This window comes from Pseudomonas sp. Arb-4-2C, assembly GCF_055755015.1.
This window is the reverse complement of sequence record NZ_CM146899.1, coordinates 1,248,257-1,274,735: the sequence shown is the minus strand read 5'-3', so window position 1 is coordinate 1,274,735 and position 26,479 is coordinate 1,248,257. Positions and strand designations below refer to the sequence as shown.

Annotated in this window: 26 protein-coding genes; 10 read left to right on the top strand and 16 right to left on the bottom strand. The window is 59.0% G+C overall.

Features of this window, described 5'->3' with window-relative positions:
- Positions 1-24 precede the first annotated feature (24 nt).
- The 8 genes from AC0J41_RS05790 to AC0J41_RS05755 all read right to left on the bottom strand — a co-directional run bounded on the left by AC0J41_RS05790 (position 25) and on the right by AC0J41_RS05755 (position 10,279).
- A complete protein-coding gene (locus tag AC0J41_RS05790) occupies positions 25-1,593 on the bottom strand; it encodes a flagellar hook-associated protein 3 (protein ID WP_025113520.1) in 1,569 nt (522 codons plus the stop codon).
- A 13-nt stretch (positions 1,594-1,606) separates the two neighbouring features.
- On the bottom strand, positions 1,607-3,652 hold the full coding sequence (gene flgK / locus AC0J41_RS05785; RefSeq protein ID WP_473014820.1) for a flagellar hook-associated protein FlgK: 2,046 nt from the start codon (positions 3,650-3,652) through the stop codon (positions 1,607-1,609).
- A 24-nt stretch (positions 3,653-3,676) separates the two neighbouring features.
- The gene (gene flgJ / locus AC0J41_RS05780; protein WP_025113522.1) at positions 3,677-4,963 is read right to left on the bottom strand and encodes a flagellar assembly peptidoglycan hydrolase FlgJ; all 1,287 of its coding nucleotides are present in this window, start codon (positions 4,961-4,963) and stop codon (positions 3,677-3,679) included.
- Between the two features lie 11 nt (positions 4,964-4,974).
- Entirely contained in the window at positions 4,975-6,063 is a 1,089-nt protein-coding gene (locus AC0J41_RS05775) for a flagellar basal body P-ring protein FlgI (RefSeq protein WP_161794916.1), read from the bottom strand.
- A 27-nt stretch (positions 6,064-6,090) separates the two neighbouring features.
- Positions 6,091-6,786 carry a flagellar basal body L-ring protein FlgH gene (gene flgH / locus AC0J41_RS05770; RefSeq protein ID WP_007965503.1) on the bottom strand — a complete coding sequence of 232 codons (696 nt, stop codon included), beginning with the start codon at positions 6,784-6,786 and terminating at the stop codon, positions 6,091-6,093.
- A 52-nt stretch (positions 6,787-6,838) separates the two neighbouring features.
- Entirely contained in the window at positions 6,839-7,624 is a 786-nt protein-coding gene (gene flgG, locus AC0J41_RS05765; protein WP_003222804.1) for a flagellar basal-body rod protein FlgG, read from the bottom strand.
- 45 nt (positions 7,625-7,669) lie between these two features.
- Entirely contained in the window at positions 7,670-8,410 is a 741-nt protein-coding gene (locus tag AC0J41_RS05760) for a flagellar basal body rod protein FlgF (RefSeq protein WP_473014819.1), read from the bottom strand.
- Between the two features lie 309 nt (positions 8,411-8,719).
- Positions 8,720-10,279, bottom strand: coding sequence for a sigma-54-dependent transcriptional regulator (locus AC0J41_RS05755; RefSeq protein WP_473014818.1), 1,560 nt, complete (start codon positions 10,277-10,279; stop codon positions 8,720-8,722).
- A gap of 406 nt (positions 10,280-10,685) precedes the next feature.
- Between AC0J41_RS05755 and phhA the strand changes: the two genes are divergently transcribed.
- From phhA to AC0J41_RS05725, 6 genes are all read left to right on the top strand, one after another.
- Positions 10,686-11,477 carry a phenylalanine 4-monooxygenase gene (phhA, locus tag AC0J41_RS05750; protein ID WP_007965510.1) on the top strand — a complete coding sequence of 264 codons (792 nt, stop codon included), beginning with the start codon at positions 10,686-10,688 and terminating at the stop codon, positions 11,475-11,477.
- Between the two features lie 118 nt (positions 11,478-11,595).
- Positions 11,596-11,952, top strand: a complete 357-nt coding sequence (locus AC0J41_RS05745; protein ID WP_003222798.1) for a 4a-hydroxytetrahydrobiopterin dehydratase — start codon at positions 11,596-11,598, stop codon at positions 11,950-11,952.
- Entirely contained in the window at positions 11,952-13,145 is a 1,194-nt protein-coding gene (locus tag AC0J41_RS05740) for an amino acid aminotransferase (RefSeq protein ID WP_473014817.1), read from the top strand. Before AC0J41_RS05745 ends, AC0J41_RS05740 begins: the two co-directional genes overlap by 1 nt.
- Positions 13,146-13,417: 272 nt before the next feature.
- Positions 13,418-13,549 carry a hypothetical protein gene (locus AC0J41_RS05735; RefSeq protein WP_256214777.1) on the top strand — a complete coding sequence of 44 codons (132 nt, stop codon included), beginning with the start codon at positions 13,418-13,420 and terminating at the stop codon, positions 13,547-13,549.
- A gap of 69 nt (positions 13,550-13,618) precedes the next feature.
- Positions 13,619-13,801, top strand: coding sequence for a hypothetical protein (locus AC0J41_RS05730; RefSeq protein ID WP_025113527.1), 183 nt, complete (start codon positions 13,619-13,621; stop codon positions 13,799-13,801).
- A gap of 115 nt (positions 13,802-13,916) precedes the next feature.
- Complete coding sequence (locus AC0J41_RS05725) at positions 13,917-15,104, top strand: MFS transporter (protein ID WP_473015973.1); 1,188 nt, start codon at positions 13,917-13,919, stop codon at positions 15,102-15,104.
- Here the strand turns inward: AC0J41_RS05725 and arfB are convergent.
- Positions 15,101-15,514 carry an alternative ribosome rescue aminoacyl-tRNA hydrolase ArfB gene (gene arfB, locus AC0J41_RS05720; protein ID WP_095050152.1) on the bottom strand — a complete coding sequence of 138 codons (414 nt, stop codon included), beginning with the start codon at positions 15,512-15,514 and terminating at the stop codon, positions 15,101-15,103. The genes AC0J41_RS05725 and arfB overlap by 4 nt on opposite strands.
- A 282-nt stretch (positions 15,515-15,796) precedes the next feature.
- On the opposite strand from arfB, the gene queC reads away from it, so the two are divergent.
- Positions 15,797-16,495, top strand: coding sequence for a 7-cyano-7-deazaguanine synthase QueC (gene queC / locus AC0J41_RS05715; RefSeq protein WP_473014816.1), 699 nt, complete (start codon positions 15,797-15,799; stop codon positions 16,493-16,495).
- A 52-nt stretch (positions 16,496-16,547) separates the two neighbouring features.
- On the opposite strand, the gene AC0J41_RS05710 is transcribed toward queC, so the two are convergent.
- Together AC0J41_RS05710 and AC0J41_RS05705 are read right to left on the bottom strand one after the other, a co-directional pair.
- Positions 16,548-17,426: a queuosine precursor transporter gene (locus AC0J41_RS05710; protein ID WP_025110552.1), complete on the bottom strand. Its 879-nt coding sequence runs from the start codon at positions 17,424-17,426 to the stop codon at positions 16,548-16,550.
- Complete coding sequence (locus AC0J41_RS05705; protein ID WP_473014815.1) at positions 17,410-18,015, bottom strand: helix-turn-helix transcriptional regulator; 606 nt, start codon at positions 18,013-18,015, stop codon at positions 17,410-17,412. The genes AC0J41_RS05710 and AC0J41_RS05705 overlap by 17 nt, the downstream gene beginning before the upstream one ends.
- A gap of 533 nt (positions 18,016-18,548) precedes the next feature.
- Between AC0J41_RS05705 and AC0J41_RS05700 the strand changes: the two genes are divergently transcribed.
- Complete coding sequence (locus AC0J41_RS05700) at positions 18,549-19,898, top strand: serine hydroxymethyltransferase (RefSeq protein ID WP_473014814.1); 1,350 nt, start codon at positions 18,549-18,551, stop codon at positions 19,896-19,898.
- Positions 19,899-19,971: 73 nt separating this feature from the next.
- On the opposite strand, the gene AC0J41_RS05695 is transcribed toward AC0J41_RS05700, so the two are convergent.
- Together AC0J41_RS05695 and AC0J41_RS05690 are read right to left on the bottom strand one after the other, a co-directional pair.
- Entirely contained in the window at positions 19,972-21,390 is a 1,419-nt protein-coding gene (locus AC0J41_RS05695) for an amino acid permease (RefSeq protein WP_473014813.1), read from the bottom strand.
- Between the two features lie 433 nt (positions 21,391-21,823).
- Positions 21,824-22,000: a hypothetical protein gene (locus AC0J41_RS05690; RefSeq protein ID WP_473014812.1), complete on the bottom strand. Its 177-nt coding sequence runs from the start codon at positions 21,998-22,000 to the stop codon at positions 21,824-21,826.
- Positions 22,001-22,282: 282 nt separating this feature from the next.
- Here AC0J41_RS05690 and AC0J41_RS05685 point away from each other — a divergent pair, with 282 nt between their 5' ends.
- The gene (locus tag AC0J41_RS05685; RefSeq protein WP_003222780.1) at positions 22,283-22,420 is read left to right on the top strand and encodes a hypothetical protein; all 138 of its coding nucleotides are present in this window, start codon (positions 22,283-22,285) and stop codon (positions 22,418-22,420) included.
- Positions 22,421-22,490: 70 nt separating this feature from the next.
- Positions 22,491-23,456, top strand: coding sequence for a M29 family metallopeptidase (locus AC0J41_RS05680; RefSeq protein ID WP_473014811.1), 966 nt, complete (start codon positions 22,491-22,493; stop codon positions 23,454-23,456).
- Between the two features lie 94 nt (positions 23,457-23,550).
- Here AC0J41_RS05680 and AC0J41_RS05675 read toward each other — a convergent pair whose 3' ends face one another.
- The 3 genes from AC0J41_RS05675 to AC0J41_RS05665 form a co-directional block, all read right to left on the bottom strand.
- Positions 23,551-24,513: an IS110 family transposase gene (locus AC0J41_RS05675; protein WP_473013377.1), complete on the bottom strand. Its 963-nt coding sequence runs from the start codon at positions 24,511-24,513 to the stop codon at positions 23,551-23,553.
- A gap of 309 nt (positions 24,514-24,822) precedes the next feature.
- The gene (gene rluB, locus AC0J41_RS05670; protein ID WP_025110557.1) at positions 24,823-26,043 is read right to left on the bottom strand and encodes a 23S rRNA pseudouridine(2605) synthase RluB; all 1,221 of its coding nucleotides are present in this window, start codon (positions 26,041-26,043) and stop codon (positions 24,823-24,825) included.
- Positions 26,044-26,185: 142 nt separating this feature from the next.
- On the bottom strand, positions 26,186-26,377 hold the full coding sequence (locus AC0J41_RS05665; protein ID WP_473014810.1) for a DUF1289 domain-containing protein: 192 nt from the start codon (positions 26,375-26,377) through the stop codon (positions 26,186-26,188).
- Positions 26,378-26,479 lie beyond the last annotated feature (102 nt).

Genomic DNA, 26,479 nt, shown 5'->3' with positions numbered 1-26,479 from the left:
GGGCGCTCACGCGCCCGCTAACCGTCAGATCTTGTTGAACAGACCCAACTGGCTGATCTTGCTGAACGCCAACTGCGCTGCTTGCAGCATGGTCTGCTGCAGGGTCAGGCGGGTCATGACTTCGGCGGGATCCGAATCACGGATCGAGCCTTGGGTCGTGGTGTTCGCCGTGCTCAGGCTCTGGTTGGTCGCGGTTTGCATATCCAGCGACTGGCCACGGGCACCGATAGTGGTGACAGAAGCGCCGATCTGGTTGGTGGCGGCGTCGATGTTGCCGAGGCCGGCCTCCATCACACCCTGAAACTTCTGCTTGGCAACCGGATCGCCATCGATCGGCGTATTCATCGCGGTAATCATCTGGCCCAGGGTGTCGAGCACGTTCTGGGTCTGGTGATTGTTCGACTGGATCGAGAACTGATCGCCAGCGGCCGGCGTGTTGCCCAGCGCAAAGGTCACGCCCGCAGCAGTCGCGTTGCCGCCCGCCACGGTGCCAGACGACACGGGTTTGCTGTCTGCAGTAACTGGCGCTGCGTACAGATCGAAAGCGGTGGCGCTGGTGAACTTGAGCACCGCTCCGCCCTGCGGGAAGGCGTTGTTGTAGGCCGCCTGGTCGGTGATGGTGGAACCGGTGATCACCGCAGTAGACGGGTTGCCCGGGCTGCGTGCGGTGGTGAACGAGTCAGGCGTCATCGACAACTGGAAGCTGTGCCCGGCAATGACTGCGTCCGGATTGGTGTCACCCGTCTTCAGGTTGATGTTCAGCTTCAGGTCGACGCCACGGAAACTCACCGTCTGGTTGGTTCCGGTGGTGTTGACGACCGCGCCGTTCTGGCTGGCTTCGGAAGTCACGTCGTTACCCAGCGCATCGGTGATTTTCAGCTGGGTGCTGCTGACGAAACTGACGGTGTACGGCTGACCACCGGAGAACTTGGAGTTGTAGGTGGCAACGGTGCCCACGGTCCCGTTGGACAACACTACGCGCCCGTCATCCACCGCCGGAGCGGTCATGTTGGTGGTGGTGCGACCGGTGTTGATGGTTTGCTGGAAGGCATCCCAACCGGTGGTGTTGGTACCGACCGACATGCCATCGCCGATGCCCAGATTGATGGTGGTCTGGTCACCGTTGTAGGTGTAGGTGCCGTCGGCGTTCTGCGCATACGGTGCGGTGTCGGTTTTCGAGCCGGAGAACAGGTAGTTGCCGTCAGCGTCCTTGGAGTTCATCAGGCCCAGCACTTGTTGCTGGATCTGCCCCAGTTCCGACGCGTAAGCCTGGCGGTCCTTGTCGGTGGCCGTGCCGTTATTCGCGGCCAGGGACAGTTCCTTGGCTCGCCCCAACGCCGTGGTGATGGCGTCGAGCGTGGATTCCTGGACGGTCAACGCACTCTTGGCGCTGTTGATGTTGGTGGTGTATTGATCCAGCATCGCCGCCTGCTGGCCCAATTGCAGCAAGCGCCCGGCGCCGATCGGATCATCAGCCGCGGTATTGATGCGCTGCAGGCTGCTGGCCTCGCTCGCGGTGGCGACAGCCTTGTTGAAGTTACGCTGATAGTCAGCCGCTTGCGTGCCGTAATACTGGGCGGTGGAAAGGCGCATGGATTACGACTCCTTAAAGGCTGTTGATCAGCGTGCTGAAAGTTTCCTGCGCAGCTTTGATGATCTGCGACGAGGCGGTGTAGTACTGCTGGTATTTGACGAGGTTGCCGGTTTCTTCATCCAGGTTGACCCCGGACAGCGAATCGCGCGCACCTTGGGCCTGCGTCAGGATCTGCGTAGTGGCAGCGCTGTCGGACTTGCCTTGCGCCGCCTTGGTGCCGACGTTGGTCACCAGCTTGTTGTAGGCGTCGGTCAGGCTGATGCCCTTGCTCGCCGAACCGGTGTCGACGGTCTGCTTGGTTTGCAGAGCCACCAGCGATTGCGCGTTACGGTTGTCGGACGAGGCCGCCCCGGTCAGGTTCATGGTGAAGCTTTCGCCGGCCTTCGGCGTGCCGCCCACGGTGGTCTGCACGGTGAAGGTTTTCTGCACCGGCGGCACCACACTGTTGTCCATGACCTTGTTGCCGTTGGCATCGAGGATGCCGACTTTCAGGTTCAGGGTATTGGCCTGCCCTGGAACAATGGTGCCGGTACCGATGGAGTTACCCTTGGCATCGAGCATGGTGTAGGACTGGCTGCCACCGCTGGCTGTATCGAACACCAGCTTGACTGGCGTCGAGTTTTTCAGCGCGGCCTGCATGTCAGCCTGCGCGGCCGGGTTGTAGATGTCGATCTTGTCGCTGAGCGTCGGCTGGGTGTAAGTGCCCAGGTTGTTTGCACTGGCCACACCGGTCAACGGACCGGCCGCTGCGATTTTCTTCGGGTCGGTGAGCACCGTCTGAATGCTCGCCGCCGCGTTGCGGGTCGGCGTTACCTTGAAGCTGTCGCCAGCGCTCAACGCACCGCCATTGAGCGACAGGCTGAAGCCGTCGATCACCGGAGGCGGATTGGTGGTCGTGCTGAACGTGCCCAGGTCGGTACCGTCGGAGCGCTTGACGCTGTAATCGGTGGCGCTGGTGAACGTCACCTGATAATCGCTGGTGGTCAGCTTGCCGGTGTCCTTGATGGTGACATCGAGGTTGCCCGAGCCTGCGCTGTTACCCGCCTGCGCGATGCTGCGCTGGCTGACCAGCGCGGCGCTGTTGATGTTGTTGAACAGTGCTGCGCCGAAGTCACCGTTCTTGTCGATGCCCTGGGCTTGCTGGCTGTTGATCTGATCAGCGACGACCAGTGCCACGCGCCCCAGTTCGTTGAGCGACGGGTCGAGCACATCTGTGCGATACGTCAGCAGACCACCGATTTCGCCACCGGTCATTGCCGAAGTGATGTCCATGGTGCTCGAGCCGCGATCCATCTGGATAGCCATGCGCGTCGGGTCGTCTTTGCTCGGCACGGTGCTCAGCGTGTTGGTGGTGTTGCCGATCACCAGAGGCTGGCCGCTGCCGATATACACGTCGAAACTGCTGCCGCGCTCGACAACCTGTGCGCCGGTCAGTTCGGACAACTGACGCACGGCTTCGTTACGGCTGTCGAGCAGGTCGTTCGGTGCACCGCCGCCGCTGGAAATCTCGCCGATCTTCTGGTTCAGATTGGCAATCGAGGTGGCCAGCTTGTTCACCTGGGCGGTCATGTCGCCGAGGCTGCCATTGATGCTGGTGTTCTGGTCGTTCAGCTGTTTGGCGATGGTGTTGAAGCGACCGGCCAGCGCCTGCGCGCCGGTCAGCACCGATTGACGGGAGGTGTCGTCGGTTGCCGAAGTTGCTACGCCCTGCATCGAGGTGAAGAACTTCTGCAGCACCCCGGTCAGGCCGGTGTTGGTGTCCGACAGCGTGGCGTCCAGTGGCGTCGCCTGGGCCAGGTACGAGGCGGCTTCGCTGTTAAGCGATGTCGCGGTGTGCAACTGCGTTTCCAGATAGGAGTTGTAGACCCGGCGTACGTCGGCCAGGGTGGTACCGGTGCCGATGAAAACGCTGCCGTACTGCTGCGAGGACTTGGTGCCCTGCACGGTTTGCTGACGTGAATAACCGGCGGTGTCGACGTTGGCAATGTTGTTGCCTGTCGTAGCCAAAGAGGCCTGGCTGGACGCCAGTCCCGACATCCCGATATTGAGCAAACTCATGGTTCAGACCTTATACCTTGTGCCTTATAAAGGCTGGGTGGAAACGCCCGCCGCAGCGTAGTTTTCAAAACTGTTCATCTGCTTGGCTATCTGCGAAATCTTCGTCGCGTAGTTCGGGTCGGTCGCGTAACCGGCCTTTTGCAACTCGCGTACAAACTGTTCTGGGTTATCGGCCGACTTCACAACATCTTGATAGCGATTGTTGGTCTGCAGCAAAGTCACCAGATCGTGGAAACTGTCTTTGTACGAGGCGTAGGAACGGAACTCGGCCGTCTCCTTGACCATCTGCCCGTTGCGGAACTCGCTGGTGATCGCCCGCGCCGAATCGCCGGTCCAGTTGCTGCTGGCCTTGATGCCGAACAGGTTGTGGCTGCTGCTGCCATCCTGGGCGCGCATGACCGATTTGCCCCAGCCGGTTTCCAGCGCGGCTTGCGCCACCAGATAACGCGGATCGACGCCAATTCGAGCGGCGGCCTCTTTGGCCATCGGCAGCATGGTGTTGACGAATTCGTCGGCGGAGCTGAAGGCGCGTTTGGCCGGAGCCAGCGGAATCTGCGCCATCGCCCGGCCGTAAATCTGCATCTGCCCACCGGACGCTTTCGCGTCTTCGGCACGGGTCAGCCAGTCGCCGTTGTACAGCGGGCCGGCGCCGGTGGTAGCCGTGGTCGCGGCGCGCTGCGGCAATGCATTGGCCGTGGTCGGCGTGGCCGACGGCACCAGACCTGCGAGCAGACGGTCCGCCAGCTTCGGTGGCAGCGCCAGGCGACGCTTGTTGATCATCGCCATGTCATTGCTGTGCGAGGCTTCGGTATTGGAGACATGCCCGGAGCGCGATGCCCACAACGGACGCTCGCCATTGAGTCGCGATAACGGCCCGTTGGTGGCGGTCGTGCCGGCCGCAATCGGTGTCTGCACGGCAGCGGCTTTCGCGGCCTCCTGCTTGGCGGCAGACGCAGCCGCAGCCTCACCCGGGGCCAACGGCCTGTTCTTCGACATCTGCTTCATCAGCACGTCGGCGAGGCCGATACCACCGCCCTCGCGGGACAGCGAGACGGCCAGTTGCTGGTCGTACATTTCCTGATACTGCTTGGCGGCCGGGGTGTTCATCGGGTTGTCTTTACCCAACGCCTCGGTGGCCGAACGCATCGACTTGAGCATTTCGCCAAGGAACAGCGATTCGAATTCCTGCGCAACCTTGCGCATGTTCGCATCGCTGTTCTTGTCGCCGACCTTGAGCTGGTTCAGACGATTGAGGTCGGAGTAGGAACCCGAATCGCCCGTGCCCACCAGACTGCCTTTGCGCATATCCATGGTCGCCGCCCTCAGATCACGATCAGGTCGGCTTGCAACGCGCCGGCCTGTTTCAGTGCTTCGAGAATGGCCATCAGGTCACCCGGTGCCGCGCCGACCTGGTTCACCGCCCGCACGATTTCGTCGAGGGTGGTACCCGGGCCGAACTTGAACATCGGCTTGGCTTCCTGCTGAGCATTGACGCGCGAACGCGGCACAACAGCGGTCTGACCGTTGGACAGCGGACCCGGCTGACTGACGATCGGGTCTTCGGTGATCGTCACCGTGAGGCTGCCGTGGGTCACGGCGGCCGGCGAGACTTTCACGTTCTGGCCGATGACGATGGTGCCGGTGCGCGAGTTGATGATGACTTTCGCCACCGCCTGCCCCGGATCGACTTCGAGGTTTTCCAGGATCGACAGATAGTCGACGCGCTGGCTCGGGTCGAGCGGTGCCGTCACACGAATCGAACCGCCGTCGATAGCTTGCGCCACGCCAGGGCCGAGCATGTCGTTGATCTTGTCGACGATGCGCTTGGCCGTGGTGAAGTCGGAACGGTTGAGGTTCAGCGTCAGGCTGTTGCCCTGGTTGAAACCGCTCGGCACCGAACGCTCCACCGACGCACCGCCCGGGATCCGACCGGCCGACGGAACGTTGACGGTGATCTTCGAACCGTCGCGCCCTTCGGCGTCAAAACCACCGACCACCAGGTTGCCCTGGGCGATGGCGTAGACGTTGCCGTCGATACCCTTGAGCGGGGTCAGCAACAGGGTGCCACCGCGCAGGCTCTTGGAGTTACCGATGGAAGACACGGTGATATCGACCTGCTGACCCGGCTTGGCGAACGCCGGCAGATCGGCACTCACCGACACCGCCGCGACGTTTTTCAGTTGCACGTTGCCCGACCCTGGCGGCACCTTGATGCCGAACTGCGAGAGCATGTTGTTGAAGGTCTGCAGGGTGAACGGGGTTTGCGTCGTCTGGTCGCCGGTGCCGTTAAGCCCGACCACCAGGCCGTAACCGATCAACTGGTTGGAGCGCACGCCGGAAATGCTGGCGATATCTTTCAGCCGCTCGGCGTGGGCACCAAAGGCTGCGGACAACAGGGCCGCAGCCAGCATGAGGCTCTTGAAATTCAAAGTCGCCACCTAGAAAGGGAACAGCGGGCTGAGGAAGAAACGGTCGAACCAGCCTGGCTGACTCGCATCGGCAAACGAACCGGTGCCCGAGTAGGTGATGCGCGCATCGGCGACACGGGTCGACGACACGGTGTTGTCGGTCGCGATGTCATCGGCACGCACCAGACCTGCGATCCGCACCAGCTCGTCGCCGGTGTTGAGGGTCATCCACTTCTCGCCGCGCACAGCGATGATGCCGTTAGGCAGCACGTCGGCCACGGTCACAGTGATCGAACCGGTCAGGGTGTTGCCCTGCGCCGCCTTGCTGTCGCCTTTGGTCGCACGGTCGCCGCTGTAGCCGACGTCCAGGCTCAGGTCGTTACCGCCCAACGGGTTGTTGGTGGTACCGCTACCGCCGAACAGCGAGGTCAGGCCGATGCCGGTCTTGCTGTTCTTGGCCACTTGCGAGTTGGCGTTCTTGCTCGCCTGGGTCTTCTCGTTCAGGGTGATGGTGATGATGTCACCGACCCGGAACGCCTTGCGGTCGCTGTACAGGTTCTGCTCGAAGCCGGCCTGATAGATCGAGCCGTTGTTGGCCGCAGCCGGCAATGGCGTGCGCGGCAACACCGGGGCGTAGTAAGGGTCATTGGGCTTGGGCGTCGGTGCGACGCAGCCCGCGAGCGAGACGACCCCACCCAATGCCAGAACAGATACGAAGCGTTTCATGACCCTACCTCACGGTGTTGCTGGCGGCCTCATGGCCGCCCCATAGACTTGATTACAGATTCTGCGTTACGAACGAGAGCATCTGGTCGGCGGTGGAGATCACCTTGGAGTTCATCTCGTAGGCACGTTGAGTGGTGATCATGTTGACCATCTCTTCAACGGTGCTGACGTTGGAACCTTCCAGGGTGTTCTGCAGCGTGGTACCGAAACCGTTCAGGCCCGGGGTGCCGATTTGCGGCGCGCCGGAAGCAGCGGTTTCCAGGAACAGGTTGTTGCCCACGGCTTGCAGACCGGCCGGGTTGATGAAGTCGGCGGTTTGCAGGTTGCCGATCACCTGAGCGGCCGGGTTGCCTGGAACGGTGATGGACACCGTGCCGTCGGTGCCGACGGTGAAGCTCTGGGCGTTGTTCGGAATGACGATGGCCGGTTCCAGGGCGAAACCGCTGGCGTTGACGATCTGGCCATTGGAATCGAGGTGGAAAGTACCGTCACGGGTGTAGGACGTGGTGCCGTCCGGCTGCAGGATCTGGAAGAAACCGCGACCGTCGATGGCCATGTCCAGCGGCTGCTCGGTGGTTTGCAGGCTGCCGGCAGTGAAGTTTTTCTGGGTGCCGACGATGCGCACACCCGTACCCAGTTGCAGACCCGACGGCAGTTCGCTGTCCTGGGTCGACTGGGCGCCTGGCTGACGCTTGATCTGATACAGCAGGTCCTGGAACTCGGCGCGGTCACGTTTGAAACCCGTGGTCGAAACGTTCGCCAGGTTGTTGGAAATGGTGGTCAGGTTGGTGTCCTGGGCGGACAGACCGGTTTTGGCAACCCATAGAGCCGGAAGCATTCGATTCTCCTCGTGCGCCTGTTTTACGGCGCGACGTTCTGATAATTAGCTGATCTGCAAGACCCGAGCCATGGCCTGGTCGTCGTCTTTGGCGGTGTTCATCATCTTGACGTGCAATTCAAACTGCTTGGCCAGCGCCAGCACCGACGTCATTTCTTCCACGGCGTTGACGTTGCTCGACTCAAGGAAACCCGACACCAGTTTGACATTGGCATCGGCCGGCGCCGGCTGGCCGTCCTTGGTATAGATCGAGCCGTCGAGGCCTTTGTTGAGGTTCTTGATGTCCGGGTTGACCAGTTTGATCCGGTCGACTTCCGCCATGACGCGCGGGCCTTCGCCCATCGCACGAATACTGATGGTGCCGTCTTCACCGACTTCGACCTGCTGCTCTGGCGGCACGGCGATCGGACCGCCATTACCCATCACGGCCATGCCGTTGCCAGCGCGCAGCACGCCAAGGGCGTCGATGTTGAGGCTGCCGGTGCGCACGTAGCTTTCGCCACCGTTGGGGTTCTGCACGGCAATAAAGCCGTTGCCGGTCACCGCCACGTCGAGGTCACGCCCGGTCTGCACCAGCGAACCTGCGGTGAAGTCGGTGGCGGGCCGCTCGCTCATGGCAAACGCACGCGCCGGAAAGCTGTCACCGAACACCGGCATCGAACGCGCCTGTTCCAGGTCGCGCTGAAAACCATTGGTGGAGATGTTCGCCAGGTTGTTGGCATGCGCCTTTTGCGCCAGTGCGTTCTGACTGGCGCCGGTCATTGCCACATAAAGGTACTTGTCCACACTCTTTCCTCTGCATGCCGGACGTTTGCCGCCCACCGCTGTACTGCTGAGCCATAAGCAATTTGCAGACCAACTTTTTTCTGGCGGCTTGCGGCCCGGTAAACAAAGGACTTGCGGGCAAGTGAGGGGAAATTTGAAATGTATCGAAGTCGAAAAACCGGCGGTGTTATGCCGCTTGGTGGCAAAGCCTGACAGAGAGGATGCCTGGACCACCGCTTTCGCGAGCTGGCTCGCTCCCACAGGGATTGCCTTTCAAAGTGGGAGCGAGCCTGCTCGCGAAGAGATCGTCACAGGCCATGTGTTCGCGCGCTATGACTCGCTTTTGCCAACCTCATACTCACGCAGCTTATTGGCAATGGTCGTGTGCGAAACCCCCAACCGCTTGCCCAGTTGCCGACTGCTCGGGTGCTCGGAATACAGTCGTTCCAGCACCGCTTTCTCGAAGCGCCCGACGATCTCGTCCAGCCCCCCTTCCAGCGAGAAATCGCCAAGCGGCTGACGCACGCCATAGTCCGGCAAGCGAATATGCTCAGCCTTGACCGTGCCGCCGTCGCACAGCGAAACCGCCTGAAACAGCACGTTTTCCAACTGCCGCACGTTGCCCGGCCAGTGATAGTGACTGAGGCGATCCATCGCCGCCGGCGCCAGTTTGGGCAGTGAACAACCGATTTGGCGGCTGGCCTGATCAAGGAAGTGCTCAACCAGCGGCGTCAAACCGTCCAGGCATTCACGCAGCGGCGGAATGTGCAGCGAAAGCACGTTCAAGCGGTGATACAAGTCCTGACGAAACTCGCCGCGGGCGCACAGCTCGGACAAGTCGACCTGGGTCGCGCAGATCACCCGCACATCCAGATACACCTCCTCATCACTGCCGACCCGGCGGAAGCAACCGTCCTGCAGAAAGCGCAACAACTTGACCTGCAAGCGCGGGCTCATTTCACCCACGCCATCGAGGAACAGCGTGCCGCCCGCCGTCAGCTCCAGCAGGCCGAGCTTGCCTTCGGCTCGCGCCCCTTCGAAAGCACCGGGGCCATAGCCGAACAGCTCGGTCTCGGCCATCGACTCCGGCAGCCCCGCGCAGTTGAGCGCCATCAACGGCGACTGCCCGCGCGGGCTGGCGAGGTGGCAGGCGCGCGCCAGCAACTCTTTGCCGGTGCCGGTTTCGCCTTCTATCAATAGCGGCGCATCCAGCGGCGCCATGCGTCGTGCTTCGCGCACCACCGCCGCCATGACTTTGGAACTCTGGAAGATGCTGTCGAAGCCCCGCAGTTCCTGCTTGCGCACGTTATAGATGCGCTCGCCAACGCGATCGGCACGGTGCAAGGTCAGGACCGCGCCGGCCATGGCTTCGCTGTCGTCGTGCTCTGATTGCAGCGGCGCGATGTCGGCGAGAAAGATGTCGCCCTTGACCTTGACGCGCATGCCGTTGATCCGCGACTTGTTGGCGCGCACCAGTTCCGGCAGGTCAAAATCCTCGGCATACCGTGACAACGGAATCCCCGGTACCTCATCCACGCGAACCCCGAGCAACTGCGCGGCGGCACGGTTGGCCGCGACGATCGAGCCGCCCATGTCGATCGACAGCACCGGGAATTCCAGCGCACCGAGCAACGCATTCAACTCCATGTGCCGGCGCTCGCTGGGCATCAGCCCGACGCGCTTGACGCCAAACACTCCGGCAATCGCCTCGAACTTCGGCCGCAACGCCTGGAACTGGATGTTGATCAGGTTCGGGCAGTGCAGGTAGATCGCATTGCCGTGCTCGCCCCCCACCTCGCCGCGCGCGACGTTGATCCCGTACTCCACCAGCAGATTGAGGATATCGCGCAGGATGCCGATGCGGTTCTGGCAGTGGACTTTGATACGCATAAAAACGCCCCGACGCTAGAAAAGTAAGTGCGGCACGACTCCTGTGGGAGCGGGCTTGCTCGCGAAAGCGGTGGGCCGCTACTGATGAGGTGGCTGACAGGGCCTCTTCGCGAGCAAGCCCGCTCCCACAATGGAAAGTGCCGGGCCAAGTTGCGGCGCACCATCAGATGTTTCTGAGGTGGCGCGCAGATAATTGTCAAGATTATGTGACAGCCACCAGCCTTTTCAAACCCGAAAATCACCGCAAACGCGAGATACCCATCAAAGCGTAACGATTTTTTTACGAAATCCGGCGAATTTTCCTACAAGAAGCACCTTCAACCTGCTGCATCCCTCCTTACTCTCAGGTAATTCTGAATCCATCGCTGGACATAACAAGAACGAATTCCCCTAGCAGGAGAGCAGTATGAAGCAGACGCAATACGTGGCCCGCGAGCCCGATGCGCAAGGTTTTATCGACTACCCCGCCGAAGAACACGCGGTGTGGAACACGCTGATCACCCGCCAGTTGAAAGTGATCGAGGGTCGCGCGTGCCAGGAGTACCTGGACGGTATCGAAAAACTCGGTCTGCCCCACGACCGCATTCCGCAACTGGGCGAGATCAACAAGGTGCTCGGTGAGACCACCGGTTGGCAGGTTGCCCGCGTTCCTGCACTGATTCCTTTCCAGACCTTCTTCGAATTGCTCGCCAGCAAGCAGTTTCCGGTGGCCACGTTCATTCGTACCCGCGAAGAACTGGACTACCTGCAAGAGCCGGACATTTTCCACGAGATCTTTGGTCACTGCCCGCTGCTGACCAACCCGTGGTTCGCCGAATTCACCCACACCTACGGCAAACTCGGCCTGCAGGCCACCAAGGAAGAACGCGTGTATCTGGCGCGTCTGTACTGGATGACCATCGAGTTCGGCCTGGTCGACACCCCGCAAGGCAAGCGCATCTATGGCGGCGGCATCCTGTCCTCGCCCAAGGAAACCGTTTACTCGCTGTCGGACGAGCCTGAGCATCAGGCCTTCGATCCGCTGGAAGCCATGCGCACACCGTATCGCATCGATATCCTGCAACCGCTGTACTTTGTCCTGCCGAACCTCAAGCGTCTGTTCGACGTTGCCCATGAAGACATCATGGCTATGGTTCGCCAAGGCATGCAGTTGGGGCTGCACGCACCGAAGTTTCCACCAAAACCGAAAGCCGCGTGATCCGCGACTTTTGCTGACAATTGAGTCTGTCAGTCGCCGCCACTTTGGTTTAGCGTGACGGCATTGACGGCCCGATAGCTTTTATAAAAAAAACACACTCGATTTCAGGAATAACACCATGTCCACTTTGAACCAAGCCCACTGCGAAGCCTGCCGTGCCGATGCGCCACAAGTCAGCGACGAAGAACTGCCGATCCTGATCAAGCAGATCCCTGACTGGAACATCGAAGTTCGCGACAGCATCATGCAGCTGGAGAAAGTTTTCCTGTTCAAGAACTTCAAGCACGCACTGGCCTTCACCAATGCCGTCGGCGAGATCTCCGAGGCCGAAGGTCACCACCCGGGTCTGCTGACCGAGTGGGGCAAAGTCACCGTGACCTGGTGGAGCCACTCGATCAAAGGCCTGCACCGCAACGACTTCATCATGGCCGCGCGCACTGACGAAGTGGCCAAGACCGCAGAAGGACGCAAGTAATGCACTTCGACGCCATCGGCCGGGTACCCGGCGACCCGATTCTCGGTTTGATGGAGGCCTATGCGCAGGACAGCAACCCGCGCAAGTTCGACCTCGGCGTTGGCGTCTACAAGGATGCCCAGGGCCTGACGCCGATTCCCGAAGCGGTGAAGATCGCCGAGGCGCGGCTGGTCGAGAGCCAGGACACCAAGACCTACATCGGTGGTCACGGCAACCCGCTGTTCGGCAAGGTCATCAACGAACTGGTGCTCGGCGCCGACTCCACGTTGATCGCTGAACAGCGCGCCGGCGCCACCCAGACTCCGGGCGGTACCGGTGCCCTGCGTCTGGCTGCCGACTTCATCGCTCAGTGCCTGCCAGGCAAGGGCGTGTGGCTGAGCAACCCGACCTGGCCGATCCACGAAACGATTTTCGCCGCAGCCGGGGTCAAGGTCAGTCACTACCCGTACGTGGGCAGCGACAACCGCCTCGACGTCGACGCGATGCTCGCAGTGCTCAATGAAGTACCGAAAGGCGATGTGGTGCTGCTGCATGCGTGCTGCCATAACCCGACCGGTTTCGACCTGAATCACGGCGACTGGCAGCGCGTGCTGGACGTGGTGCGCAGCCGTAATCTGCTGCCGCTGATCGACTTTGCCTATCAGGGCTTTGGCGACGGGCTGGAGCAGGATGCGTGGTCGACCCGGCTGTTTGCCAGCGAGTTGCCGGAAGTGCTGATCACCAGCTCTTGCTCGAAGAACTTCGGCCTGTACCGCGACCGCACCGGTGCGCTGATTGTCTGCGCGAAAACCGCCGACAAGCTCATCGACATCCGTAGCCAACTGGCCAACATCGCCCGCAACCTGTGGTCGACACCACCGGATCACGGCGCGGCAGTGGTCGCGACCATCCTTGCCGACCCGGAGCTGAAAAGCCGCTGGGCCGACGAAGTGGAAGCCATGCGTTTGCGCATCGCGCAATTGCGCAGTGGCTTGGTTGAAGCGCTGGAACCGCATGGCCTGCGCGAGCGTTTTGCACACATCGGTGTGCAGCGCGGGATGTTCTCCTACACCGGCCTGTCGCCGGAGCAGGTGAAACAGCTGCGTGAGCATCACAGCGTGTACATGGTCAGCTCGGGCCGGGCGAACGTTGCCGGGATCGATGCCACGCGCCTGGCCTTGCTGGCTGAAGCCATCGCCACCGTCTGCCAATAGTGACTGCGACATAAAACACAGTGGGAGCGGGCTTGCTCGCGAAAGCGGAGTATCAGACGACAATCAAGTTGCCTGATGCACCGCCTTCGCGAGCAAGCCCGCTCCCACATTTGCTTTGCAGTGATCTTTTGCTTTTCGCGCCCCCTGCGGCCATCTGTCGCATTATTTTCAATTAAAAGTCTGATTGTCATTTTTCCTGCTGTATCCTGCGCAGGCTTTCAAGAAGCGCGGATCTACCAGATCTATCAACAGACTTAGCGAGGAGCGCAACCATGCACGAGATTCCTAATCTCCCCTTCCCAAGCCTGCACGTACCTGAGCAGACGACCACGCAACAAGCCGGCGCACAGCAGCCCGAACCGAAAGAAGCCGTTGAGAGCCGCAAGGCCGACAGCGAAGAGTAAAACCCGCCGTACAGACCGTGTGGAAAGCGCTAAGATGCGCTTTCCACACTGCCTGAAACCGAGCCCGCCATGACCGACGAATTTTCTGAAAGCCAAGCCGCCGTCCTGATCGGCGCCACCGAGAAAATGATCGAGATCTGGAACCGCCTCTCCCCGGAAAAACAGGCCGCCCTGCTCGCCCGTTTCGGCAGCGAAGAAAACGCCCTCGCCGCCCTCGTCACCACACAACTGGTCGCCCCGGCCAAGTCGTGAATCTGCCTTGCGGCAAATAGTTTTACTTTTCCCCGCCCCTGAGACGTTCGCGCCGGTATCATAAGCAGCCTATCTAATCCTGCTTTCCCGTGGATCGTTTCCCATGTCGCCCTCTATGTCAGAGCCGCAGCGCCCCCTGGCGGTCACGCTGCAAGTCGTGTCCATCGTCCTCTTCACCTTCATCGGTTACCTGAACATCGGCATTCCGCTCGCTGTATTGCCGGGCTATGTCCACAGCGACCTGGGCTTCGGTGCGGTGATCGCGGGGCTGGTGATCAGCGTGCAATACCTTGCCACCCTGCTCAGCCGCCCGTACGCCGGCAAGATCATCGACAACCAGGGCAGCAAACGCGCGGTGATGATCGGTCTGGCCGGTTGTGGATTGAGCGGTGTGTTCATGCTGATTTCGGCCTGGACACCCCACTTGCCGATGTTCAGCCTGATCAGCCTGCTGGTTGGGCGGCTGGTGCTGGGCAGCGCGGAAAGCCTGGTCGGCTCGGGGTCGATTGGCTGGGGCATCGGTCGGGTCGGCGCGGCAAATACCGCCAAAGTGATCTCGTGGAACGGCATCGCCAGTTACGGTGCACTGGCGGTTGGTGCGCCGTTCGGGGTGTGGCTGGTCGGCCAGTTGGGATTGTGGAGCATGGGCGTCAGCATCATCCTGCTGGCGGCGCTGGGCCTGCTGCTGGCCTGGCCGAAAACCGCCGCGCCGATTGTCGCCGGTGAGCGCCTGCCGTTCATGCATGTGCTCGGACGCGTATTCCCGCACGGCTGCGGACTGGCACTGGGCTCGATCGGTTTCGGCACCATCGCCACCTTCATCACCCTGTATTACGCCACCCGGCACTGGGACAACGCGGTGCTGTGCCTGAGCCTGTTCGGTGCCAGCTTCATCGGCGCGCGACTGCTGTTCGGCAACCTGATCAACCGCCTCGGCGGTTTCCGCGTGGCGATTGCCTGCCTGTCGGTGGAGACTCTGGGCCTGTTACTGCTGTGGCTGGCGCCGGACGCGCATTGGGCGCTGGCGGGGGCGGCGTTGAGCGGTTTCGGTTTCTCGCTGGTGTTTCCGGCGCTGGGTGTGGAAGCGGTGAACCTGGTGCCGGCCTCCAGCCGTGGTGCAGCGGTCGGCGCCTATTCGTTGTTCATCGATTTGTCGCTGGGGATCACCGGGCCATTGGCCGGGGCGATTGCGGCGGGGTTTGGTTTTGCTTCGATCTTTCTGTTCGCCGCCCTCGCCTCACTCAGCGGACTGGCGTTGAGCGTGTACCTGTACAAGCACACGGCGAAGTATCGCGAAGACTAGAAATCCACCTTGCCACGCCCGGCCTTGATGCTGCCGCGCTTGGTTTTCGACTCAAGCCGACGCTTCTTCGAGCCGAGGGTCGGCTTGGTCGGGCGGCGCTTCTTTTCGACTTTGGTGGCGCTGAGTATCAGCTCGACCAAACGCTCCAGCGCATCCGCGCGGTTGGCTTCCTGCGTGCGGTATTGCTGGGCCTTGATGATCAACACGCCATCGCTGGTGATGCGACTGTCGCGCAGCGCCAGCAACCGCTCCTTGTAGAATTCGGGCAAGGACGAGGCCGGAATGTCGAAGCGCAGGTGCACCGCGCTGGAAACCTTGTTGACGTTCTGCCCACCGGCGCCTTGCGCGCGGATGGCGGTCAGTTCGATCTCGGCATCCGGCAAATGCACGTTGTTGGAAATCACCAGCATGGAAAAACGTCCGTATTCAGAGTGTGCAGGATACCCCGAAACAGACCGCGAACCTGCTGAAGATCCACTGCAGCTATTCGCCGGTTCGCGATGAGGTGATAGCAATCGACATCGATTTGTCAGAAATCAATCAGTCGGTCCCTGAGTGAATCCAGCCTCACTCCACCTTAAAATAGACGCTCGCGGACTCGCGAGCGTTTCTGGACTGTGCACCGAGTTCCAAGCCTATTTCGAGTATCATCTGCACCTTGCCCTCAAGACCTCAATGCAGGAAGCATACCCATGACCAACAAAGCAGTTATCGTATTCAGCGGCGGACAGGACTCAACCACCTGCTTGATCCACGCCCTGACCCACTACGATGAAGTCCACTGCATCACGTTCGACTATGGTCAGCGTCATCACGCGGAAATTGAAGTAGCGCAGCAGCTTTCCAAAAAGCTCGGCGTGACCGTGCATAAAACGCTGGATGTGTCCTTGCTCAATGAGTTGGCCATCAGCAGCCTGACCCGCGATAACATTCCGGTCCCGACCGTTAACAGCTCCGGCGAGAGCTTGCCAAGCACCTTTGTTCCGGGGCGGAACATTCTGTTTCTGACCCTGGCCTCTATCTATGCCTATCAAGTCCAGGCCAAAACGGTCATTACCGGTGTTTGTGAAACCGACTTCTCGGGCTATCCCGATTGCCGGGATGAGTTCGTCAAGGCCTTGAATAAAGCCCTTGAATTGGGCATGGATTATAAGCTGCAACTGGACACGCCATTGATGTGGCTGAACAAGGCAGAGACCTGGGCCTTGGCTGATTACCACAATCAACTGGAGCTGGTTCGCGAAGAAACACTGACTTGCTACAACGGCATCAAAGGCGTTGGATGTTCCGATTGCGATGCCTGCAACCTTCGCGCAAAAGGCCTGAATGAGTTCCTGAATGACAAAGCGCAGGTGACTCAACGCTTGAAAGATAAACTTGGCTTAAAGTAAGCCACGACCAGAAGCGCTCACTCGAACATGCCGAGTGAGCGCCCTCCTCTGCTTACTGCGTCTGTGCACCCGTCAGGTATTTCTTGAACAAAGACCTTGCCCCGTAGGCCGGCAAGATATTGAAGAAGGCAAACCCCACCTTGATTGCGATCTGAACGTAGATCATGCCCAGTATTGCGCTGTTTTCCATCGTCCCGTAAAAGGCGATGTAGCAGAAAAGAAAGCTGTCGATGATCACAGCAAACAAAGTACTTAAAAACACTCGCAAAAACAAAAATCGGGAGCTCGTGAGCTCTTTAATCTTGCACAACAGATATGAATTTATATTCTCGGAAACCAGAAACGATACAGAAGACGCTACCAGGACCGCGGACAACTGACTGATAACATCATTGTAAGCCCCATCGAGTTTCCAACCCGGCAGCCCCGGAAGATGGGTAGTGATGGCCAGCAGAATGATGATCGCGGCATTGCTGATGAACGCGAACAGGATCGCCTTTCGCGCGAGCCTCAGGCCGAACGTTTCATTGAGCAAGTCGACGATCAGAAATGTCAGCGGATAGAGGAAGGTGCCTGGCGTTACGACAATATCGAAATACTCCAGATAAATCGGCTTTGTCGCCGCAATGCTGGTAAAAATGTAAAGCGTGAACAGCATCAGGTTCAGGATGATGTAGATCATCCAGGAACTCTCATGACGGTCATTTATTTCGTAAGCCGTGAGAGCACCACCCTGCGAGTAAAATTTTTTATAGAGGTTTTTCACTTCGATCTTATTCAGATTATCCATAATCTCACTATTCAACACTTCACTTAACTTTATTTTAATTATTTTGCCTGTCGCAATGACCATGATGACGGCCAGGCTTTTTCCATTCTCGAACCCCAGCAACTTGTACTTGCTGTTTTCCACTTCAACACTGCAATCCATTAAATCGTTCCTCGATTACATCTCCGACCACGCACACACGGTCCGTATCGAAGCTGCCTTCATGGCTTATAGATAACTTCATTGTCACTTTGTCATACACCAACTTTTCCCTGTCGCTGGTCGACGCTCCTTTCTGCACGATCAACAGATCGCCGGGTTCATTCATGCCACTTATTTCGTTTTCCAGAAGCACGCCAATCAGGTTGAAGGACGCGCCAAAGTAGTAAGTCAGTGGATAAATCGTGGCCAACTCACCAATTCTCTTATCCAGACTTTGCAGCAGCATACTTTCCTTGATGACAGGCACCGCTGCCGGGTTCATGTTGCCCTGCGGAGAAATACTGCTTTCGATTATTTCCTTTTCTTCAAAATCAATCGTCTCTATTTCTTCATAAGACACGCCGAAGAAATCAGAAATTTTGCGAACAGTGGACTGTTGTACATTGACCACCTTGCCTTCAAGAATGTTATAGATGGTCGTTCGGGTCAAACCACTGGAGTGGCACAGGGATAACTGAGTCTCCCCGCGACTCTTTATCAGGTATTTGATGTTATTCTTCAGATTCTCCGATCTTTCTCTTCTGTGCATCACATGCTTACCATCCGTTGTTAACTGCAATCAATGTCACGCCCCGAATGATCATTCCGGACATACACAAGTGAGGTAGGAAATTGCAGTTTTATCCCTGTCAGTGCCGCGCAGGATCATAGCACTCTCCCTCCTTGGGTTCGGTATAAAAAGTCAGCTTTCACAGGTCACTTCCTGCCAACTTGCAGGATCATTTCAGCCTCTGTACTGACTCGTTAGTTCCTGTTGCCTTTCACCCGGCGCCTGAAGATCAGCACCGGGCCATGACTGTTTTACACCCGCAACGACGACGAAAAGAATCATTTTCTTTGAAGAATGTTCATTTTTTTGATTAATTCTGTGGCGTTCCTCACTGAAAAATCTATGATGCGTCAAACCGGCGCCTCATCACTCGAGAGTGAAAGAACGAAAGACCGGAGGGCCTGTACAGGGTTTAGTTTTGCGCGCACAGCGGCCAGAACACGGATTCGCCTGTACAGATCTGGCAGCACGGACGTGCGCATATCACGCAAAACCAGGGAAGGAATCAAGCAATGGCAGTTATTACTGAACCGCTCCAGAACCAGGCTGACTTGTTGCGTCGTGGCCTGGCGGATCTGCGTACCGAAGATGCCGAACTGGCGGCCATTCTCGATGCTGAAGTCAGGCGCCAACAGCACACACTTTCGTTGATCTCATCCTCTTGCGTCGTCCAGCCACGCACCTTGGTGGCATCCGCTTCAGTGCTGGTCAACGTGACGGCTGAAGGCATGCCCGGCAAGCGCCACAACGCTGGGTGCGAGAATGTCAACCTGGTCGAATCGCTGGCCATCCGCAGGGCTCGGGAACTGTTCGCAGCGCAATACGCCAACGTGCAACCCCACTCGGCGTCGAACGCGGTTTATCAGGTGCTCACAGCCTTGCTTGAGCCTGGCGATACCTTGCTGGGCATGGCGGTGGAACACGGTGGTCATCTGACTCATGGCAGCCTCACCGCGTTTTCCGGCGCCTACTACAAGGCGATCCAGTACGGCACGACATCAGACGGCCTCATCGATTACGACAAGGTACGCCTGCTCGCACTCGCCCATCGCCCACGCATCATTCTCTGCGGCGCCACCGCTTATTCGCGGGCGGTGGACTTCAAGCGGTTTCGCGCAATTGCCGATGAAGCCGGCGCCATCTTGCTCGCCGACATTTCGCATATCGCCGGGCTTGTCGCCACCGGGCGACACCCAAGTCCGATCGAGGCCGCACACGTCACCGTCACGTGCACGCACAAGCAACTCGCCGGGCCTCGCGGCGGCCTGATCCTCAGTGGTGGCGATGCCAACACCAAGATTCCCGGCTTGAGAACCACCTTCAGTCGCCTGCTTGATCAAGCGGTTTATCCGCGAATGCAGGGCGCGCCCGCTGCCAACATGATCGCGGCAAAGGCTGCCGCGCTGGGTTACGCACTGTCCGCAGAATTCGATGCCTGCATGGCGCAGGTCCGCAGTACCGCGGATGAAATGACCAAAGCGTTTCAGGCCCGGGATTATGAAGTGGTCGGCGGTTGCAGTGAAAACCACACGGTTCTGGTTCGCTTGCGCGGCGGTATGACAGGCGCCATAGCGCAGGCGGCGCTGGGGCACTGCGGGATCATCGTCAGCAAACATCGCGTACCCGGCGATCCCCGCTCTTCCCTTGTTACCAGCGGGTTGCGTATCGGCACGGGCGCTCTGGCGCAACGCCGGGTCGATGTCCACGGCAGCCGCCAGATCGTCGATTTGATAGGCCGGATTCTCAGTACTGTGGCGCCGCTCGGTGAGCAGGATTACACACTGGAACCCATACTCCTCGCGCAGTTTCGTTCAGAGGTCGAAACCTTGTGCAGGGACTACCCTCTCGCGGACTGTCTATAGCCTCCGACTGACAGTATTTACACCCATAAAAAACCCGGCACTCAGACCGGGTTTTGTGTTTCTGCGTCAGCGCTTACTTGGCAGCACCTGCCGCGTGCACGGCCTGCTGTGCACCGCGCTTGTTCTTGATCACGTAGCAGACCCACATGAACACGACCCACACCGGAATCGCGTACACCGAGATCTGGATGCCCGGGATCAACAGCATCACGCAGAGGATGAACACCACGAACGCCAGGCAGATGTAGTTGCCGTACGGGTACCACAGCGCCTTGAACAGCGGCGTCTGTTTCGTCTTGTTCATGTGCTGGCGGAACTTGAAGTGCGAGAAACTGATCATCGCCCAGTTGATCACCAGTGTCGCAACCACCAGCGACATCAGCAGTTCCAGCGCCTGTTGCGGCATCAGGTAGTTGAGCAGCACGGCCACCAGCGTGACCGCTGCGGACGCGAGGATCGAACGCACCGGCACGCCGCGCTTGTCGATCTTCGACAGCGCCTTCGGCGCATCGCCCTGCTCGGCCATGCCCAGCAGCATGCGGCTGTTGCAGTAGGTGCCGCTGTTGTACACCGACAGTGCCGCGGTCAGAACCACGAAGTTGAGGATATGCGCGGCGGTGTTGCTGCCGAGCATCGAGAACACCTGCACGAACGGACTGCCGCTGTACGAGTCACCGGATGCATTGAGGGTGGCCAGCAGGCTGTCCCATGGGGTCAGCGACAGCAGGATCACCAGTGCGCCGATGTAGAAAATCAGGATCCGGTAGATCACCTGATTGATCGCTTTCGGGATCACGGTCTTCGGCTTGTCGGCTTCGGCTGCGGTAAAACCGAGCATTTCCAGACCGCCAAAGGAGAACATGATGATCGCCATCGCCATCACCAGACCACTGACGCCGTTGGGGAAGAATCCGCCGTGCGACCACAGGTTGCTCACCGAAGCTTGCGGGCCGCCATGGCCGCTGACCAGCAGGTAGCTGCCCAGCGCAATCATGCCGACGATGGCCACGACCTTGATGATCGCGAACCAGAACTCGGCTTCACCGAAGACTTTGACGTTGGCCAGGTTGATCGCGTTGATCAGGACGAAGAACGCCGCTGCAGACACCCAGGTCGGAATGTCCGGCGCCCAGTAGTGAATGTACTTGCCGACTGCGGTCAGCTCCGACATGCCCACCAGAATGTACAGAATCCAGCAGTTCCAGCCCGACAGGAAGCCGGCGAAACCGCCCCAGTACTTGTGCGCAAAATGGCTGAAGGAACCGGCCACCGGCTCTTCGACGATCATCTCGCCGAGCTGGCGCATGATCATGAAGGCGATGAAGCCACAGATGGCATAGCCGAGGATCATCGACGGGCCAGCGGATTTCAGGACCCCGGCAGACCCCAGGAACAATCCGGTACCGATCGCGCCACCGAGGGCGATCAGTTGAATATGGCGATTTTTCAGGCCGCGTTTCAGCTCGCCTGATTGCGAGTTTTGTCCACTCATGAAAAAGGTCTCACGCAAGGTTTGATGATGTTCAGTAGACGTTGCTGCAAGGTTGCGATTTCAAGCAGCCCCGATCAAACCCCAGCGCAGGCACCAGGAGTTCAGCGTTCTTACAACGGTCATGCGTCACCTGTTTGTTTTTATCTGTGACGAAATCGAACCCGACACGCTTGTGACGCGGCGGAGTGAACAAGGCGGATAGCCTTGAGGTTTGCGCGATTACGCAGGGAGTCACAGTAAAACGCGGCGCATTGTACACCGCTAACCCCCTGCTGCCAGACCCCGCTGGATCAGCGTGGCGCTTGCCGGGATTGCGTGGGTCCGCCTCGAGATAATCGGGCGACTGCAAAAAATGAGTCAGGCCTTTGCAGACCATCGACGGGGACGAGCGAAAAATCGCCCCACGGAGAGAAGTGAAGATCCATCACGGCGTTCATTGCGCCTCCTTCTTGTTATGCACCTGCACGACAGGCATGAGGCGCATCTCACCCTTCAAACGTTGCTGAAACAAGCGCGCCAGAGCCTCGCGCAGTGCCCGGCTGGTCGGGCTCCGGCAGTTTTTCCTTACAGCGTCGAAAGCGTTGCTGATCCACTGGGTTTTAACGCGCATTTCGTAAATATTTCTTTACGAGCCGTAACGTAAGTTTTCCATTTCAGAAAAATCCGTAGGACGTCTGCAAATTGACGGTAGCAAGCTTGCTAATGAAAGTGGCTGCTTAGTTTTTTGTTTTCAAATAAGAAAACGCTCGATAAAAAACAGAATAAAAAGTCTATTTAAATTTTAAATAAATAATTTTTTGCATTACAAAACACCCTGAACTAGGTTCTTCACGTCTTGCCGGCCACCTCGACCGGCCAGTCACAACCGTGAAAGTCATCTAGGAGATCGACCATGCAAGCACTGGAAAAAGACTTGGATACCGAACTGCAACTGGACGAATGGTTTGAAGCACCGACCCATGAGGCCGCCGTGGAAATGATGCAAGCCGACGCGGTGGTTCCGTTCGGCACGGCGATGTGGCCTCTGTAAGACATCCCGGGCAGGCACGCTCCGGCCGGTCGTGCCTGCCACTTTCTTCTCGGTCAGTCAGGGAGGACTCATGGATAAGCCCCGCGCGATCTCGCATTTCCTTTACTACCTCGAACATCACCCTGCCCTTGCCGGCCTTGAGTCCGCCAGGGTATTGCTCGGCCACACTGCCGATTATGAAGCGCTGACCGGCGCCATCACCGAACAGGCCGGCGATCATCCGCGTTTCAGCTTCAGCGCCCGTCGGCTGGATCTGGAAAGCACCGTAGCGCTGGCGTCGGCGATTACTGACAGCGATCTGTACATTTTCTTCTACGACTCTTCCACGCTGCCCAACCCGCGTCCCGACGGACCGGAGTTTGTCCGTGCGCTGCAAGGCGTGATGGCGGAAAACTGGAAGAAGTCGCTGCTGTTCAAGGATTACGGCGACTATTTCTACGACACCTTCAGCGTCACCCCGCAACGCATCGCGGGGCTCAACAGCCACTTGATCCAGCGTATGTCCCAGGCCACGACACTGAGCTTCAAGGACGACCACGGCTCATGGTTCGAAACGCCACTGAGCAGCATCAAGAAGTGGACCGACATCAACGGCGTCGGCAACTTCGACCTGGCCCCCGGCGAAATTGCCACCCACAGTGAAGCCATCAACGGTCATGTGAAATTCAAGGGTACGTTCCTCAGCACCATCCCGTTTGCGCGCAAGTACGGCGTGCTCGAATCGCCGCTGGAACTGTGGATCGAGAACTCGACCATCAGCCGCATCGCCACCGAGGTGCCGGGGCTGGAGCACGATTTCAACAAGTATCTGGACGCCAATCCGTCGAATCGGCGGATTGAGGAGTTGGGGATTGGCACCAACGAAGGCGTGAAGGATTTGTATGCGCGCAATGCCGGGTTCGAGGAGCGGCATTGTGGGTTGCATCTGGGCCTCGGCGGCGGGGCCAAGGGCAGCCATCATCTGGACCTGATTTTTTCCGGCGGGGTGTTGGCGCTGGATGACAAGCCGGTGTTCGATGGGCGGTTTGTGTTTTAGCCTGAAATTTCTTTATTGAGGCCACCGGCCTCTTCGCGAGCAAGCCCGCTCCCACATTGGATCTGTGTCGTACACACCCCTCCTGTGGGAGATTCTATGTTGCAGGGGAACCCTGCAACCTCACATTCGGTTGGTATTCGCTCTGATTTTTCATGAGAGCGAATGCCACTCGGCAGAGCTTGCGGGCGAGGATGACCAAGGCTTGAGTTCTGGCCAGACCTCTTGCCAAGTAGGACTCATAGAACGGTTTCCAAACAGGAGACCGGCAGGCAGCCATTGCGGCATTGTGCGCAAGACGCCTTAACTCTCCATCACCTTTTTTGCTCAGGTGGCGAGGACTGTGCTTTTTCCCTGAGTCCTTTGCCCTCAAGTCCATCCCCAAAAAGGCTATAAAAGCGTCGGCGCTGGCGAAATCACCACGCATAAAAGTGGTAGCCAAGCCCGTGGCCGTCAACTCACCGATCCCTTCAATCGCCTTACAGCGCCGGATATTTTCGGTGATGCCCGCCTCCTCGCTGATTTCGCGCAGCAATTTCTGAATCACCTGTTCAGAGCGTTTGAAGTGTTCCCGCTCTTGGACCGAGAGTTCTTTCAAAAGAGGTTCGCTTGACCAGCTCAGCATGAGGCCAGCGTGGTTTTTTACCAGCTGTGCACGCTTATTAAGCAGGCTTTTCAGCACGGTATAGAGCTGAGGAGGTGGACTCCAGACCCGCAGTCGTTGCTGCTCGCTGGAAAGATAACGCGCCAGCAGGCGCGCATCGCAGGGGTCAGTTTTTGCTCTCTGACCAACACCTTCGCGGTAATGGCTCACCCGGTAAGGGTCCACAATATAAACACGGTGCCCCATGCCGTGAGCCAGCTCAGCCGTATCGAGGTGGTAAAGGCTCGTGGCCTCCAGGGCAATCGAGCTATGAGCAGGTAGGGTCTTGAGCCAGCGGCCAATCGATGCGCGATCGTTGCTGATGAACTGGATATTTTTCAAGTCTTCGCGGTAAACGACGATTTCGGCCTTGGCGACATCGATACCAACTACCGTTGGCGAGGTAAGGATTGTCATGACGAATCCTCGGAGCTAGGGTTTAGGTGCTTGTTGGGGTCTACCGTAGCGCTGGCTTGCCTCTATCGTCGGTTCTACCGATGAATTCTTTATCGGCGCTTTAGGTAGAAGGGGCGGAACGAGAAGTCTCCCACGGTCCGTACTGGCTAGAGTCGGAATCGAGCTTTTAGTCCCGCCCACCCCTTCAAGTCTAAACATACAAGCGAGCTTGCTCGCGAAGGGGCCGGACCAGGCAGCCCCCATCTTCTTGCAGACGAAAAAAAACGCCAACCCTGCGGTTGGCGTTTTTCATTCAGGCACTCGAGCCGATCACTCAGGCTTCTTGCGCCCAAAACCCGGACGCTGGCCGGAACCGGCCGGTGCGCCGCGGCGCTTGCCCGATGGCTTGTCACCGTCGACCAGTTTGATCCCCGGACGCTTCGGCGCAGGCTTGGCCGGACGCTTGTTGGTGGTGTCCGCTGGACGATCCGCCACTGGCGTACCGCGACCGGCAGGGGCACCACGCTCGCCACGCTCAGTGCGACCGTTGGCTGGGCGCGGAGCGCGCTCGCCATCACGAGCAACCGGCTTGCGGCCCGGACGCTCGCCTTCGATCTGCGGCTCACGGCTCGGGCGTGGGCCGGTCGGCGCGCCAGCCGCTGGACGCAGAGTGCGTACGCGCTCGGTCTTGGCCATCGGCCGCGACGATTTGCGCTGCATACGCTCAAGCTTGTCTTTGCTCTTGGCGTTCAGTTGCGGCATGGCCACAGGCGTCAGACCCACTTCGGAACTCAGCGTGTCGACTTCGTACTGGCTCATTTCGCGCCAGCGACCCATCGGCAGGTCGGAGTTGAGGAACACCGGACCGAAACGCACGCGCTTCAGACGGCTGACCACCAGACCTTGCGATTCCCACAGACGACGAACCTCACGGTTACGACCTTCCATCACCACGCAGTGATACCAGTGGTTGAAGCCTTCGCCGCCCGGCGCCTGTTGAATGTCGGTGAAACGCGCAGGGCCGTCTTCCAGCACTACGCCAGCCTTCAGGCGTTCGATCATCTCGTCGTCGACTTCACCGCGTACACGCACGGCGTACTCACGGTCCATCTCGTAGGACGGGTGCATCAGGCGGTTGGCCAATTCACCGTCGGTGGTGAACATCAGCAGACCGGTGGTGTTGATGTCGAGACGACCGATGTTGATCCAGCGGCCTTCTTTCGGACGCGGCAGCTTGTCGAACACGGTCGGACGGCCTTCCGGGTCGTCACGGGTGCAGATCTCGCCATCGGGCTTGTTGTACATGATCACGCGGCGGACCGACTCGGCAGCCTCTTCGCGCTTGATCACCTTGCCATCGATGGTGATGGCGTCGTGCATGTCGACGCGCAGACCAAGGGTGGCGTCTTTGCCATTGACCTTGATCCGGCCCTGGCTGATCCAGGACTCCACGTCACGGCGCGAGCCGACGCCGATACGGGCGAGGACTTTCTGCAGCTTTTCGCCTGCTGGGCCGATTTCCTGGTCGTCTTTCTGATTGATGTCACTCATCTGGGCACCTCCCGGTGTGGTCTGTTCAGGCGGCGCCTGAAGCTTTGAAAACGGGTACTCGGGCGAAGGGATCGCCGAAGGGTCGCGAATCATACGCGGATGTGCGCCATCGCGCATCAGAGACTAGCTGATCAATCGGCAGTTATTTCTTTTTCCGCCGACCGGCGCCGCCGAGTTTGATCAGGCGCAGCGCGGCTTCGGCCAGTACGGTGCGCTTGTCGTCCTTGTCGAGTTTCTTCCAGGCGCGGATCTCGCGCTTGCTGCGGCCACAGCCGAGGCAGATGTCATCGTTGAACTTGCAGAGACTGATGCAGGGGTCTTTGCTGGAACTCATCAACATCTCCGGAAAAAACACAAATCCCTTGTAGGAGTGAGCCTGCTCGCGATGGCGGTGTGTCAGGCAAGAAAATGTGAACTGATACACCGCTATCGCGAG